We start from the raw sequence: 13945 nt of genomic DNA, 5'->3' as shown, positions 1-13945 counted from the left end.
GCAGGCAGTCGGAAGAATCTTCCCTTCCGTCGGAGTCAGCGATCCGCCGACGGAACCGGAATAAGCGGCGTCGTTCAGATCTGTCCGGGCTGTTGTCCCGAGGTTCCGCCCGTCAGTCCGCTCGAGTCGCGTTTCCGCCGCACGATCGCGTCGGGATCGATGCCCTCGAACTCCGGTGGCAGTTCGCCGTCGGTCGCGTACTGGTAGAGCGCGGTCTTCGCGATGGCCGTCGCGGCGATGTGAACGACGGCGAGCGCACCGAGCAACAGCACGGTCGGGACGACCGTGTAGACGAGCACCGAACCCGGATTCGCGACCAGCAACAGCGGCAGACCGATCCCGGCGGCAACGACGAACACGCCGAGCGTTACCGTTACGAGTCCGACACCGAGGCTGACCCCGCCGGCTTCGCCCCAGGTCTCGCGGAACAGGCTGACGCTGTCGCGCAACGATTCCCGGACGCCGCCGCCCTGGAAGACGATGACGGGGACGATAAAGAACGTCATCATGAACCACGCCGCGCCGGCGATCGCTCTGACGATCTGGGCACCCCACCCCTCCTGACTCTCGAGGGCCTGAAAAATGAGGCCGACGACCGCACCGACGACACCCCACGTGAGGATCGTCCGCCTGGATTCCCAGGCACCGGCGAACCCGGCCCGGAGGCTCGTTGGTTCGCCGTGAAACAGGCTGCCGACCGAGTGGACTAACGCGGCGCTGAAGAAGGTCGCGACGGCCGTCGCGACGAACATCACGAGAAACGACAGTACGAGCATCGCAACTTGTGCGACGCCGTCGACCGTGCCGTCCGAGACCGACGCGATCTGCTCTAGGGAACCTAACCCGAACCCCACGCCGATCAGGGCGACGAACAGTCCGGCGACGAGGAGGGCCAGTCCCACCGTCCAGGTGAGCCCATACAGCAGCGGAAAGACGAGCAACCACTTCTCGCGGCGAAGCACGCCGAACGACGCCTTCGCGATACGAAACCCGGTTCGAAACCGGGCGAACACTGATTGGAGGACCATACGCGGATCGTGTCCGTCGTTCAATATAAACATTCCCGATAGAGCAACGCGGTGACACAGTCACACGGGCGGTGCCAAACGGTTTTACCGCGGCCGCCGAACGAAGTCACATGAGCGAACTCGATCCCGGCGAGCTACTGCCCAGCGAACGAATGCAAACGCAGGCCCTCGAGGGCGATGTGACACAGATCCACCGCGGCCATCAGTACGCCGACCCCGGCGATACGTTCACGATCGAAGACACCACGTTCGAGGTAACCGATATCACCGAGCGCACGCTCGGGGATCTGACCGACGAAGACGCCCAGGCCGAAGGGATGGACGATCTCGAGGGCTATCGCAACCTGCTCGAGCGCGCCCACGACAACTTCGAGTGGGACGACGACAGCGAAATCGTCCGGCATCAGTTCGAACAGCAATAGCCCGATGCGATGGCGTGTGCTGAGACGCAGTGAGCGACCGCGAACTGCGTCTCGAAATCGCGCGAGGGATGAACGAAAGAACGGAGTGACTGAGTGAATCGGTTGGGGAGGGTGTGGAGATCCTCGTTGCCACGGTAGCGAGCGGTCGAGGCTGGACTAGATGTCCGAGACGACTGGCGCTCCTGACACTCTCAGCACTCCAGACGAGAACGGAACGGAGATGGCGAAACCGGTCGAATATCGACCGAAATGAACTACTCGAGATAGCCCAGCGCGTCCTCGATCCGGCCGAGTTCGGGTCCGGTTGTATCCTGTCCGACGACGTAGCCGGACTCGTTGGCGAGCAGGCCCGATCCGAGCAGCGGCGCGCCGTAGTTGACGGTACCGACATCGGCCCGGACGTCGAGGACTTCCTCGAGCGTGTCGAGTTCCTCGTCGGTCGATTTCGGGTGACAGAGCACCCCAGTGTTCGTCGTGACCGCGGCCGTCCCAACGGTTCGAACGCCCGCGAGGTCGCCGCGTTCGACGGGCACCTCGAGGGTGTCCTTGACGATCTGGATCGTCTCCCGCGGAAGGTCGGGGTGGACGTACGCGCCGTAGTCGTTCGCCAGCACGACGTTCCCCGCGGCGTTGATGTTCCCCGGCAGTTCCGCGACGGGGAGATCGACTTCCTCCTCGAGTCGTTCGCGTTCGTACTCGAGGACGCGCGAACTGACGAGGAGTCCGTTCTCGTTACCCGTCGCTAACGCACCGACCGTCGAGGAGCCACCCACGGTCGTCGGGACCGCGGGCACCTCGAGTTCGTCGGTCAGGTCGTCGATGACGTCGTCGTCGACGTCCGGGCGAACGAGCACGCACGAGTCGGTCGCCCGGGCGAAGACCCCGATGTACGACGACCCAACAAAGGCGAGTCGTTGCAAATTTACTCGGCGACCTCGGCCTCGACGACGGCCTCACCCTCTTCGTCGAAGCGGGCCGCGCGGACGCGGAGCTTTCGCGGCGGGTTTGAACGGCCGTTCGACCAGATTTCCTCGTTGATCGAGGGGTCCAGTCGGATGGCCTCTTCGTCGACCGCGAAGTGTTTCGCGAGGTGTTCGCGAACGAGTCGCATCGCGTAGTCGGCGGCCTCGTGGTTCGCGCCCTTCTTGACATCGCGCAGTGGAACGGTAACGACGCGTTCCTCGAAATCACTTGCACTCATCGTTACTCGTCAGTGTCGTTGCGCCGCCAGTTGCGTCGCTTCGGGTTTCGCTGCACTTCCATGTCGGTCTTCATCATGACCCAGGCCGGAACGCGGCTGTTCTGGTTCTCGAGTTTGGCAAGACGCTTTTTCTTGCCCTTCGTTTTCTTACCCATAGTAGCCACAGGTAGCCTACGCTGGCATAAAATCTTGTCCATCTTGGAGACGCGCGTCCAGCGGGCCGTTCAGCCCAGTTATCCGTCGATACCGGTCTCGAGATAGCGCGTCACGGCCTCGAGCGTCGCCTCGCTGAGTTCGGTCGTGTACGTCCAGTTCTCGACACCCTCGAACCCGTCGTGACGGTGGAACTCCTCGTGATCGTAGCAGCCGGTGCCGTGGAATCGGGTGCCGCCGCCGATCTCGTCCGGCCCGGCGTAGGCGGTCGCCATCGGGGAGACCTGCATCGTCTCGTCGTCGACCCGCACCGCGGTTCCGAGGTCGTGATCGCAACTCGAGCCGACGACAGATTCGACGACATCGGTCGAGAGAAACGTGTGCAAGACCTCGTGGATCGCCATGTTCCGCGTGACCGCCCGCGAGTCCCAGAGCTCGGTCGCACCGAGGTTCGCAACGGTCAGCGAGTCGCCGGTGTCGGTCGGTTGTCCCGTCACGTTACCCGTCCACGCGTTCGGAGAGAGTGTCCCGCCGTAGCCGACGCGATGGTTCAGCGGAGCCCAGCACAGCAGGGCGTGACAGGTCGAACCCGTCAGCGCGTCGCGCTCGTCGAGTCGCGTGCGAAAGCCCTCGAGCACCGTCTCGAGCGAGGGAACCACCGCCTCGGACGGATCGGCGACCGACGGAAACAGCAGCCGAACGAGGTCGCCGCGTTCGACGGCCGCCTCATGTCCCTCGAGGCGCGAGCGTCCGTTGGCGTACGCGAGTATCTGTTCGAACGCGTCCTCGATGGCCGAAAGCGCGTCCCGAAACGGCGGCGGCCAGTCCTCCCGAACGCCGTCGAAACCGTACCGGGTCCAGGCCCACAGCGGCACCGGCCGGGGATAGACGCGGACGTGTAGCGGCGCGTCATCGTCGCTGGCGAGCCCGCTCAGCGGGTCGGCACGGACGCTCGAGACGGCGGCCGCCCCGCCGAGCGAGACCAATAGCTCCCGTCGGGAGACGAGTCGCCCGTCCGTGCTCGCGGGAAGTCGCGCGGACGAGGGAACCGAAGGAGTCAGGGCCGATCACCGGCGAAAGCCACCATCGTCTACGAACCGCTACACCGGTCGGTGTTATGAGCGGGCCTCCTGCATTGTTCAGCCGGACCGGTGTACGAACGGTCTAGCCGCGCGTAGGTCGTCGGTACGCGCCACGTTCGAGAGAGATTCGACGGTCTCGAGCGGGAACGACCGGCGCTACTCGAGCGGGAACGACTCAAGCGTCGAGTACATCGGCCCCTCGTCGGTGAGCGTGCTCTCGGTCAGCCGGACTTCGTCGACCGTCATTTCCCCGACCGTCGGATCGCGCTCTCGAACCAGTTCCTGGACGCGATCCTTCCCACCCGCGTGCTCCATGCGCGCGAGCGTGACGTGGGGTGTGAAGTCGTGAGACTCCGGTTCGAATCCCATCGCGGTCGTTCGCTCCTCGATCGTCTCGTGGAGCCGAATGAGTTCCTCGCCGCCGCGTTCGACGCCGAGCCAGATGACGCTGATGTAGTCGAGACTCGGGAAAACCCCCAGCCCGCCGAATCGGGCGGTGAAGCGAGTGACGTCGGCGTCCTCGACGGCGGCCTCGAGTTCGCGCTCGAGGGCCGGGAGTCGGTCCTCGTCGACCTCGCCGAGGAACTTCATGGTGAGGTGGGCTTGTTCGGGATCGGTGAAACTCAGGCCGCTCGCGTCGCCAAACTCGGTCTGGAGGTCGGCAACCGGTTCCGCGAGGTCGTCGGGCAGGTCGACGCTGACGAAAAGTCGCATGCTCACGGGAACGTTCGGCCGTCCGAGTATTGAAGCTAGGCCGGGCCACGACGACGCTCGGTTTCCCGTCGTCGCCGACTGACGTTGTTAGGGACGCGGGCTATTTGCGTAGAAACCGTACACTGGGGCAATGACAGCAATCGCCGTCGTCGGTGGCGGAATCGGGGGACTCACGACGGCCCACGAACTCGCTGAGCGCGGGTTCGACGTAACCGTCCTCGAGGCGAACGACCGGTTCGGCGGGAAGGCCCGGTCGATGCCGATCGCGGACGGGCCGGCGCCGCTCCACGGCGAGCACGGCTTCCGGTTCTTCCCGGCGTTCTACCGGCACGTCGTCGATACGATGGAGCGAATCCCCGACGGTACCGGGACCGTCGCGGACAACCTCGTCGAGACCGAAGCGACGCTCATCGCGGGGGTCGACGACGTTGACCGGATCGCCTCTACCACCGCCCCCGACTCGCTTCGCGAGTGGCTCGAGGCGCTGCGTCCGGCGTTCGTCGAGGATCTCCCCGCTGCGGACGTTCGATTCCTGCTCGAGCGGCTGCTGTACCTGCTGACCGCGTGCGACGATCGACGCGAGGGCGAACTCGACGACGTCTCCTGGTGGACGTTCATCGACGCCGAGAACCGCTCCCAGGAGTTCCGCGACCGACTCGCGTACGCGACGCAGTCGCTGGTGGCGCTTCGTCCGGAGGTCGGCAGCGCCCGGACGATCGGGACCATCTACCTCCAGCTCCTGTTCGGGCAGCTCGACGCGAGCCGGCCGACCGAGCGCATCCTGAACGCGCCGACGAACAACGCCTGGATCGATCCGTGGGTTCGGTACCTCGAGACGCTCGGCGTCGACGTGCAGCGAAACGCGCCAGCTCGCGGCCTCGAGTTCGACGGGAGGCGAATCACCGGCGTCGCGCTGGCCGACGGCCGGACGATCGCGGCCGACGAGTACGTCCTGGCCGTGCCGGTCGACGTCGCACCAAATTTCGTCACGCCCGAACTGCGCCGGGCCGCGCCGGAACTGGGCCGCATCGAGCGACTCGAGACGGCCTGGATGAACGGCATCCAGTTCTATCTGAGCGAGGACGTCGAACTGACGCGAGGCCATCAGGTGTACGCCGACGCCCCCTGGGCGCTGACGTCGATCTCCCAGCGACAGTTCTGGACCGACTACGATCTCGAAAGTCGGGGCCCCGACGCGGTCGAGGGCGTCCTCTCGGTGATCGCCTCCGACTGGGAGACGCCCGGAATCGTCCACGAGAAGCCAGCCAGAGCGTGTACGCGCGAGGAGATCGCCGAGGAGATCTGGGCGCAGCTGAAAGCGCACCTGAACGCGTCGGACGATCACCTGACCGGCCCCGGGACGCGACTCACAGACGAAATGCTGGTCGACTGGTTCCTCGATCCGGCGATCGTCGAAACGGACGACGGCGTTGCGAACCGATCCCCACTGTTGATCAACACCGTCGGCTCGCTCCGAAACCGGCCGGCGGCGGACACGGCCGTCCGGAACCTCACGCTGGCCGGCGACTACGTGCGAACGAACGCCGATCTGGCCTCGATGGAGTCCGCCAACGAAGCCGGGCGTCGCGCGGCGAGTGCGATCCTCGATCGAGCCCGGTATCGGGGATCGAGGCCGCAGTGCTGGGAACTCCAGGAGCCGGCCGTCTTCGAGCCGTTCAAGCGACAGGATCAGTTCCGATACCGACTCGGTCTGCCCCACCCCGCAGCGACGACGCAGTCGATCCGGACGGCGACCAGACGCCTCAGCAAGCGACTCTGAGGAGACCATCGACCAACGCTTCGCCGGCAGTCGGTAGCCGTGTCGCAGGCCTTAACAGTCGTCGCCGCCACAACTACGGCAATGACTGATCGAGAGGGCGACGACGATCGAAACCACCGCTTCTCCGAGGGAGAGGGGTTCAGCGACGCCTACGACGAGTTCGATCTGGACCCGCCGGAGCTGGGCGTCGACCCCTCGAAGGTCGACCCCGTCGATTCGCGGGTCGTGACCGACACGCTCGACAAACACAACATCGGCAGCGACGACGTTGACGCGGACGAGCTACTCGACGTCGGGCTGAACTACATGCAGATCAACCGCTACGAGCAGGCGACCGACGCCTTCGAGCGGGCCGCCCAGTTCGCCGACGACGACCGCACGACCCAGGAGGCCTGGGTCAACAAGGGCGTCGCTCACGCCGAACTCGAGGAGTACGACGAGGCGATCGGCTCCCACCGAGAAGCGCTCCGAATCGACGAGGAGAGCGAACACGCCGCGACCGCCGAGACGAACCTCGCCTACGCGCTCTGGGAGTTCGGCGAGACCGCACAGGCCTTAGAACACGCCGAACGCGCCGTCGAGGTCGACGAGCGCTTCGCCGAGGGCTGGTTCAACCGGGCCTTTTTCCTCTCGGAGCGCGGGCTGGCCGAGGAGGCCTTACACTGCATCGACAACGCGATCCGACTGGGGCTGCGCAACGCCAAGGTGCTCGAGGAAAAAGCCGAGATCCTCGAGGATCTGGGCGAATACGACGAGGCCGAGGAGATCGCCGAGGAGGCAAACGAGATGCTCGAGCGAGCCGAACAGGAGATGGTAGACGAGCGCAGAGAGACACAGGGCCACACGCCCGATTCGGCGGGCGTTCCGGACGGGCGCTCGGGCCAGCAGGGTCCCAGAGACGGAACCGGGACCGACATCACCGACCCCGGCCGCGCCTCCGACCGAGACGACGAGGAGTGGCGGCTCGAGTAACGAATGATCGTCAACGAACGAGAGACGCCGGAAGGGCTGCTGGTCGCCGTCTGCGACGAGGACGTCCTCGGCGAGACGTTCGAGACCGAGGAGATTTCGCTGACCGTCACGGAGGAGTTCTACGGCGGCGACGGGGCCGACGAGGGAGCCGTCGTCGACAGCCTCGCTCGAGCGGACGTCGCCAACATTGTCGGTCGAGAGGCCGTCGAACTCGCCATCGCGGAGGGCTTTATCGACGAGGCGAACGTCCTCGAGGTGGGGTCGACGCTGCACGCGCAGTTGTTGCGAATGTAGGCATGTAGGCTCGCCGGTGGGAGCCTACAGATCCGTCTTCTGGAACCGATAGTAGCCGATCGCGACGGGCACGACCAGCCAGCACAGCAGGACGACGAGGCCGAACCAGTCCTGCAGGTAAAACGGCGCGTCGCCCGCGTACCGTTCGGCGGGCGTCATTCCGGCGGCCTCGAAGTCCTCGAGTCCGTACTGGAACATGAAGGGGAAGACCTCGCCCTCGACGACGTTGCCGACCAGCGTGGTGTAGGTGGTGATCGGGTTGAACTGACCGACGAACAGGTACCACGCTTCGGCCTCGACCGGCGGTCCCTCGCCGTAGATGAGGTAGTACGGGCCGGCCGTGACGAGCTCCCACAGCGCGAGGACGAGCATGTAGAGTCCGACGACGATTGCCATCGACTTCCCCCGCGTCGAGACGCCGGCGGAGACGCCGACGGCCAGCCCCGCAAACGACACGCCGAACAGTATCGAGATGGCACCGAACGCGAGCCAGTCGACGAACGGGACAGAACCGAACAGCACCGCGCCCAGAACCAGCGCGACGACGAACGCGAGGAAGACGGCCGTCGCGACGACCGCCATCCGACCGAGCAGTTTCCCGAACACGATGTCGGTCCGGTTGGGCGGCAAGCCGAGCAGGAGTTTGATGCTGCCCGATCGACGCTCTCCGACGACGGCCATGTAACCGACGATGAGCGCGGCGATCGGGATGATCGTCTGCAGCGGGAGCGCGATGAAACCGAGCACCTCGGCGGCCGTCACGTCGTCTGCCGTGTACCAGATCGCGACGTAGCCGACGGTGACGAGGCCGACGAGCAGGGCGGTCAGCGCCCAGAGCAGTTTCGAGCGGCCGGCGTCTTCGAACTCCTTTCGCGCGACAGTGGTGATGTGTTGGGTCATTCGGCCGCCTCCGGTTTCGCGGCCACGGAACTCGCCGGTTCGTCGGCGCTCCGGTCCTCGGTCTCGCCGCCGCCGTTCGTCAGCGTCGTGAACAGCGACTCGAGCGAGACGTCCTCGATCCGCATATCCCGAACCGTCGTCCCCGCTCGATCGAGTGCGATCACGGCGTCGGCTTTCGCCGCCGGGTCGGTGACCGAGCACTCGAGGCTGCGGCCGGACGCGGTAACCTCACTGATCCCGTCGACGGCACGGACCGCGTCACGGAAGTTGCCGGCGGAATCGGCGAGCACCAGTTCCATCGTCCCGCCGCCACCGACCGACTCGCGGAGCCCCTCGATGGTATCGACGGCGACGAGTTCGCCCTCGTTTAGCACGCCGATCCGGTCGCAGACGGCCTCGACGTGTTCTAAGATGTGACTCGAGAAGAAGACGGTCGTCCCCGCTTCGGCCTCCGAGCGGACGAGTTCTTGCATCTCGCGGATGCCGTGGGGATCGAGCCCGCTCGAGGGTTCGTCCATGATCAACACGTCGGGATCGCCAACCAGCGCCATCCCGGTCGCGAGTCGCTGGCGCATCCCCTTGGAGTAGTCCCCGGCAGGGCGTACAGCGTCGTCAGCCGAGAGTCCCACGCGCTCGAGGAGTGCATCGGGGTCGTCGGCGGCGTCTTTCGTCTCGATCGCGAACTCGATGTGCCGGCGACCCGAGAGGCGCGGGTAGATGTCGAACCCCTCCGGCAGGACACCGACCCGGGGGCTGATGTCGTCGGCCTCGCGCTGGGCATCGTAACCGAGCACCGTCGCCGACCCCGCGCTCGGACGGGTAAAATCGAGCAGCATGTTGATCGTCGTCGACTTCCCCGCGCCGTTCGGCCCTAAAAATCCGAACACCTCGCCCTCCTCGACCGTGAGGGCGAGATCGTTGACGGCCGTAAGCTCACCGTACTCCTTCGTCAGTCCGATCGTTTCGATCGCAGCCATTTTGTTGGATAACACACAGAACGAGTATTTAATTTCGGGGGCACGATTTCAGGGTGAGAACACGCGACGACTCGAGAACGGACAGGGGGCTCCCGACTCGGTCGTCTCGTCGACGGCCTCGTCGTCCCAAACTAGTTTGGAGGTACTGATATGTCGGTTGCCAGAAGACAGTGTAACCGGCGGGGCACCGATACTGGACCACTTGACCGACCGGGCCACGTTCCCTGCCGAGGCACCCACCCACCAACCATTCGCCCTGTTTCCCCTCTTGCGGTCTCGTCGCTACCTCCGTTTGCCGACTGCATACGCACTCGTCGCCCCCGCAATCGTCCGGTGAAATCGTCGGATTCGAACGGTCCAGATCCGGCGAGACAGGTTCGTGCGAACCCGGTTCGACCGATACGAGTGCCGCCGGACCGAAGGAGTGTTTTGTCTGGGGTTCCTGCTAGTAATCAATGAGTCAGCAGAATCTCGAGGCGCTCGACGTCGAGGCCATCCGCGAGGAGTTTCCCATCCTCGAGCGGGAGTTCGACGGCCAGCAGGTCGTCTACCTCGACAACGCAGCGACGACCCAGACCCCCGACGCGGTCGTCGACGCGATGAGCGACTACTACCGGGAGTCCAATTCCAACGTCCACCGGGGGATTCACCATCTCAGCCAGGAGGCCTCGATCCTCTACGAGGAGGCCCACGACCGCGTCGCGGAGTTCATCAACGCCGATGGCCGCGAGGAGGTCATCTTCACCAAGAACACGACCGAGAGCGAGAATCTCGTGGCCTACTCGTGGGGGCTGAACGAACTCGAGCCCGGCGACCGGGTCGTTCTGACGGAGATGGAACACCACGCCTCGCTGGTCACCTGGCAGCAAATCGCCCATCGGACCGGGGCCGATGTCGAGTACATCCGGGTCGACGACACCGGTCGGCTCGACATGGATCACGCCCGGGAACTGATCGACGACGACGCGGCCATCGTCTCCGCCGTCCACGTCTCGAACACGCTGGGCACGGTCAACCCCGTCTCCGAACTCACCGACCTCGCCCACGAGCACGGCGCGCTGTCCTTCATCGACGGCGCCCAGGCCGTCCCCAACCGCCCCGTCGATGTCGAGGAGATCGACGCCGACTTCTACGCCTTCTCGGGACACAAGATGGCCGGTCCCACCGGTATCGGCGTCCTCTACGGCAAGCAGGAGTTGCTCGAGGAGCTACAGCCCTACCTCTACGGTGGCGGCATGATCCGCAAGGTCACCTTCGAGGACTCCACCTGGGGCGACCTCCCCTGGAAGTTCGAACCCGGCACGCCGCCGATCGCCGAAGCCGTCGGCCTCCACGCGGCGGTCGACTGGCTCGAGAACATCGGCATGGACCGTATCCGGGCCCACGAGGAGGAACTCGCCGCCTACGCCTACGACCAACTCGAGGCGGAAGGCGACGTCGAGATCTACGGCCCCGAAGGCGGCCCCGACCGCGGCGGGCTGGTCAGCTTCAACATCGAGGGCGTCCACGCCCACGACCTCGCTTCGATCATGAACGACCACACGGTCGCGGTCCGGGCCGGCGACCACTGTACGCAGCCGCTGCACGACAAACTTGGTGTGGCGGCGTCGGCTCGAGCGTCGTTCTACGTCTACAATACGCGGGAGGAAGTCGACAAGCTGGTCGCCGCCCTCGACGACGCGCGTCAGCTGTTCGCGTAAGCGAACGCTGTCCGCGAGGAGAACCGCGTTAGACGACGTCTTCGTGAGTGAACGAAGTGAACGAGCGAAGGCCAGCGAGAACTTCGTTCTCGCCAGGCGCGTCAGCTGTTCGCGTAGGCGAGCGCCGATCGCGAGAAGAGGGCCTGAACGACGGGTTCGCGAGTAACCGAACGGTGGCTCCGCCGAAGGTATTAGTTTTGGTACGTCGTTGTGACTGCTATGAGCGGTGCGACACTCACGCTCCGGCGGGCCGACAAACGTGAACTCGCCTACGTCGAATCCCTGCTGGACGCGAACGAGTTGCCGTCGGCTGACGTTCGGACCTCGCCCGCCCGGTTCTACGTCGGCTACGCCGGAGACGAACGGGTCGGTGTCGGGGGACTCGAGTCCTGCGGGACCGACGGACTCCTCCGATCGGTCGTCGTGGAACGGTCGGCACGCGGGAACGGGTTCGGAACGGCGCTCTGTGACGCGCTGGAACGGCGGACTCGAGCCGACGGCGTCGAGACGCTGTATCTGCTCACGACGACCGCCACCGACTTCTTCGCGGAGCGCGGCTACGCGGAACTCGAGCGAGCCGACGCGCCGGACGCAATACGCGAGACGACTCAGTTCGACGATCTCTGCCCCGCGTCGGCGACGTGTATGCGAAAATACCTCTCGGAGCAGTGCTGACGGGACCGGTTGACGACGTGAGGTCCCGTTCGGTGAGTCGAACTGTTCGACCAGTCGACGACGCGCCAGATAGTCTCGACGAGTCCAACGCTCGAGTACAGTCGAGCGACCGCTCGAGATCTGTACGTTTATCCCCGCCTCGTCGAAACACGGACGGCATGCTCGAGACCGTCCGAAGCCGCGCCCGCCCGTACTTCGAGGACGCCCCGCCTGCCCACGACTGGCACCACGTCCAGCGGGTCGAGACGCTCGCGGAGACGCTGATCGACCGCCACCCGGAGCCGGCGTCGATCGACAACCGAATCGTGAGCCTCGCCGTCCTCCTCCACGATATCGGGCGGGAGCGAGAGGATCGCGGCGAGATCGACGATCACGCGACGTGGGGGGCCGCGGAAGCCGGCCGGATCCTCGAAGATGTCGGGGCCGACGCGGCGACGATCGAGCGCGTCCAGCACTGCGTTCGCGCGCATCGGTACTCGAACGCGATCGAACCCGAAACGCTCGAGGCACGGATCGTAAGCGATGCGGACAACCTCGACGCCCTTGGGGCACTCGGCATCGCTCGCGTCTTCGCCTACGGCGGCGAGGTCGGCTCGCCGATTTACGATCCCGCGGTGCCGGTCGCCGACGACGAGACGGCCGATGGCAGGGCTCAGTACAATCACCTCCACAAGAAAATTCTCGACCTCCCCGAGCGCATGTACACCACCGTCGGTAGCCAGATCGCCGACGAGCGCGCGGCGTTCGTTCGCGAGTACGTCGCGCAGTTCGACGCGGAACTCGCCGGCGAGCGGTGAGCAGGGAGCGATCCGCGGTGTACCCCGGGCGATCGAGAAGTATCTGGCTCGAGACCGCTATTGGTGTCTCCTTATAAATAACAAACCCGCGACAAATTTTTTTGGCCGGCAGTCGTATTGGCCGGTGCCGAGGTGAGAACGATGTACGAGAATACGATCGGCCGTCCCGAACGGGATCCATTCGAGACCCTGATCGGCGTTCTCGCCGCGGCCGACCGGTACGATATCTTGCTGCTGGTCGTTCCGGTTGCGTTCGCGGTTGCACTGGTCGCGGCGAGCATCTCGAGCGTTTCGCTCGTCCAGGCGATGCTCGTCGCCGCAGTCGTCGGCGTGGCCGTCGTCGTCGACGCCTGCTACTGGAACCCGCCGGTCGATCAGGGCTCGTAGTAGCCACTGAACGTCAATACACACCGAGCGCATCCTGCGATCGGGTGTGTAAATCGTTTCAGTTGCGACGATAGGCGCATCGACCAGCAACCGTTTTCACGCCGGTCGCGTACACACAGACGGTCTCGCGACGGAACTGCCGAATGATATCGTCCGCGTCCCCGGAACCCTTTTACAACTCTCGCGTCTAATCGGACACAACAATGGGACTGGGCTCCGATATGTACAGACAGCAGATCCTCGACCACTACAAGAACCCCCGCAACTACGGGGAGATCGAGGATCCGACGTTTACACACATCGGCGAGAACCCGATGTGTGGCGACGAGATTCGCATGGACGTCGTCCTCGAGGACGACGAGGAGACGATCAAACGCGTCGCGTTCTCCGGCGACGGCTGTGCGATCAGTCAGGCCTCCGCAAGCATGCTCTCGACGAAACTCCCGGGCACGACGGTCGATGAGCTACTCGAGATGGACCGCGACGACGTGGTCGATATGCTCGGCGTCGACATCTCGCCGATGCGGATCAAGTGTGCCGTCCTCGCCGAGAAGGTCGCACAGGACGGCGCGGAGATCTATCAGGGCGAACTCGATGTCGAGAAGACGACGACTGAGGACTGAGTCCGCGATCCCAGGAGCCGAGGTTCGGCCGAACAGTCTAATTGCGCCGTTCGTACCCAGTAGTGTCGTGTTTTCGTCGTGCCGGAACTTCGCAACGTTCGTGCCGACTGCCGACCCAACGACGGCAGCCAGTGATCGACAACTGATCTCTCCCAGAAGCATCCATGGGCAGTCACTATTTCGATATCTCCAGCAAAGTGCCGACTACAGATAGCTATTTACTAGTCGGCGGCGTACGAA

The 13945-nt window shown here is 64.9% G+C and carries 17 protein-coding genes; 9 read left to right on the top strand and 8 right to left on the bottom strand.

The genetic code is table 11. The features are described 5' to 3' along the window. Positions 1-74: 74 nt before the first annotated feature. Positions 75-1028, bottom strand: coding sequence for a DUF6159 family protein (locus NATTI_RS0109080; protein WP_006092543.1), 954 nt, complete (start codon positions 1026-1028; stop codon positions 75-77). A 110-nt stretch (positions 1029-1138) separates the two neighbouring features. On the opposite strand from NATTI_RS0109080, the gene NATTI_RS0109075 reads away from it, so the two are divergent. Further along, positions 1139-1450, top strand: coding sequence for an ASCH domain-containing protein (locus NATTI_RS0109075; protein ID WP_006092544.1), 312 nt, complete (start codon positions 1139-1141; stop codon positions 1448-1450). 254 nt (positions 1451-1704) lie between these two features. On the opposite strand, the gene NATTI_RS0109065 is transcribed toward NATTI_RS0109075, so the two are convergent. The 5 genes from NATTI_RS0109065 to thpR all read right to left on the bottom strand — a co-directional run bounded on the left by NATTI_RS0109065 (position 1705) and on the right by thpR (position 4600). Then, on the bottom strand, positions 1705-2370 hold the full coding sequence (locus NATTI_RS0109065) for a translation initiation factor IF-6 (protein WP_006092545.1): 666 nt from the start codon (positions 2368-2370) through the stop codon (positions 1705-1707). Between the two features lie 2 nt (positions 2371-2372). After that, entirely contained in the window at positions 2373-2651 is a 279-nt protein-coding gene (locus NATTI_RS0109060; protein ID WP_006092546.1) for a 50S ribosomal protein L31e, read from the bottom strand. Positions 2652-2653: 2 nt separating this feature from the next. Next, positions 2654-2806 carry a 50S ribosomal protein L39e gene (locus tag NATTI_RS0109055; protein WP_006092547.1) on the bottom strand — a complete coding sequence of 51 codons (153 nt, stop codon included), beginning with the start codon at positions 2804-2806 and terminating at the stop codon, positions 2654-2656. Positions 2807-2884: 78 nt separating this feature from the next. After that, positions 2885-3790 carry a hypothetical protein gene (locus NATTI_RS0109050; RefSeq protein ID WP_006092548.1) on the bottom strand — a complete coding sequence of 302 codons (906 nt, stop codon included), beginning with the start codon at positions 3788-3790 and terminating at the stop codon, positions 2885-2887. 252 nt (positions 3791-4042) lie between these two features. Next, on the bottom strand, positions 4043-4600 hold the full coding sequence (thpR, locus tag NATTI_RS0109045; RefSeq protein WP_006092549.1) for an RNA 2',3'-cyclic phosphodiesterase: 558 nt from the start codon (positions 4598-4600) through the stop codon (positions 4043-4045). A 130-nt stretch (positions 4601-4730) separates the two neighbouring features. On the opposite strand from thpR, the gene NATTI_RS0109035 reads away from it, so the two are divergent. The 3 genes from NATTI_RS0109035 (at position 4731) to NATTI_RS0109025 (ending at position 7646) form a co-directional block, all read left to right on the top strand. After that, on the top strand, positions 4731-6380 hold the full coding sequence (locus NATTI_RS0109035; protein ID WP_006092550.1) for a hydroxysqualene dehydroxylase: 1650 nt from the start codon (positions 4731-4733) through the stop codon (positions 6378-6380). Positions 6381-6461: 81 nt separating this feature from the next. Next, a complete protein-coding gene (locus NATTI_RS0109030) occupies positions 6462-7352 on the top strand; it encodes a tetratricopeptide repeat protein (RefSeq protein ID WP_006092551.1) in 891 nt (296 codons plus the stop codon). Positions 7353-7355: 3 nt separating this feature from the next. Continuing rightward, the gene (locus NATTI_RS0109025) at positions 7356-7646 is read left to right on the top strand and encodes a DUF424 domain-containing protein (RefSeq protein ID WP_006092552.1); all 291 of its coding nucleotides are present in this window, start codon (positions 7356-7358) and stop codon (positions 7644-7646) included. Positions 7647-7670: 24 nt separating this feature from the next. Here NATTI_RS0109025 and NATTI_RS0109020 read toward each other — a convergent pair whose 3' ends face one another. Further along, complete coding sequence (locus NATTI_RS0109020) at positions 7671-8546, bottom strand: ABC transporter permease (RefSeq protein WP_006092553.1); 876 nt, start codon at positions 8544-8546, stop codon at positions 7671-7673. Continuing rightward, entirely contained in the window at positions 8543-9523 is a 981-nt protein-coding gene (locus NATTI_RS0109015; RefSeq protein WP_006092554.1) for an ABC transporter ATP-binding protein, read from the bottom strand. The genes NATTI_RS0109020 and NATTI_RS0109015 overlap by 4 nt, the downstream gene beginning before the upstream one ends. A 455-nt stretch (positions 9524-9978) precedes the next feature. On the opposite strand from NATTI_RS0109015, the gene NATTI_RS0109010 reads away from it, so the two are divergent. From NATTI_RS0109010 to NATTI_RS0108990, 5 genes are all read left to right on the top strand, one after another. Then, positions 9979-11223 carry an aminotransferase class V-fold PLP-dependent enzyme gene (locus NATTI_RS0109010; protein ID WP_006092555.1) on the top strand — a complete coding sequence of 415 codons (1245 nt, stop codon included), beginning with the start codon at positions 9979-9981 and terminating at the stop codon, positions 11221-11223. A gap of 219 nt (positions 11224-11442) precedes the next feature. After that, entirely contained in the window at positions 11443-11898 is a 456-nt protein-coding gene (arsN2, locus tag NATTI_RS0109005) for an arsenic resistance N-acetyltransferase ArsN2 (protein ID WP_006092556.1), read from the top strand. A 158-nt stretch (positions 11899-12056) separates the two neighbouring features. Next, the gene (locus NATTI_RS0109000) at positions 12057-12695 is read left to right on the top strand and encodes an HD domain-containing protein (RefSeq protein ID WP_006092557.1); all 639 of its coding nucleotides are present in this window, start codon (positions 12057-12059) and stop codon (positions 12693-12695) included. Positions 12696-12836: 141 nt separating this feature from the next. Continuing rightward, positions 12837-13082 carry a hypothetical protein gene (locus NATTI_RS0108995; protein ID WP_006092558.1) on the top strand — a complete coding sequence of 82 codons (246 nt, stop codon included), beginning with the start codon at positions 12837-12839 and terminating at the stop codon, positions 13080-13082. A 203-nt stretch (positions 13083-13285) separates the two neighbouring features. After that, positions 13286-13705, top strand: coding sequence for an iron-sulfur cluster assembly scaffold protein (locus tag NATTI_RS0108990; protein WP_006092559.1), 420 nt, complete (start codon positions 13286-13288; stop codon positions 13703-13705). Positions 13706-13945 lie beyond the last annotated feature (240 nt).

Source organism: Natronorubrum tibetense GA33 (assembly GCF_000383975.1).
Taxonomy (GTDB): Archaea; Halobacteriota; Halobacteria; order Halobacteriales; family Natrialbaceae; genus Natronorubrum; species Natronorubrum tibetense.
Note: the sequence above shows the minus strand (reverse complement) of the source record. Positions and strands in the feature narration are given on the sequence as shown.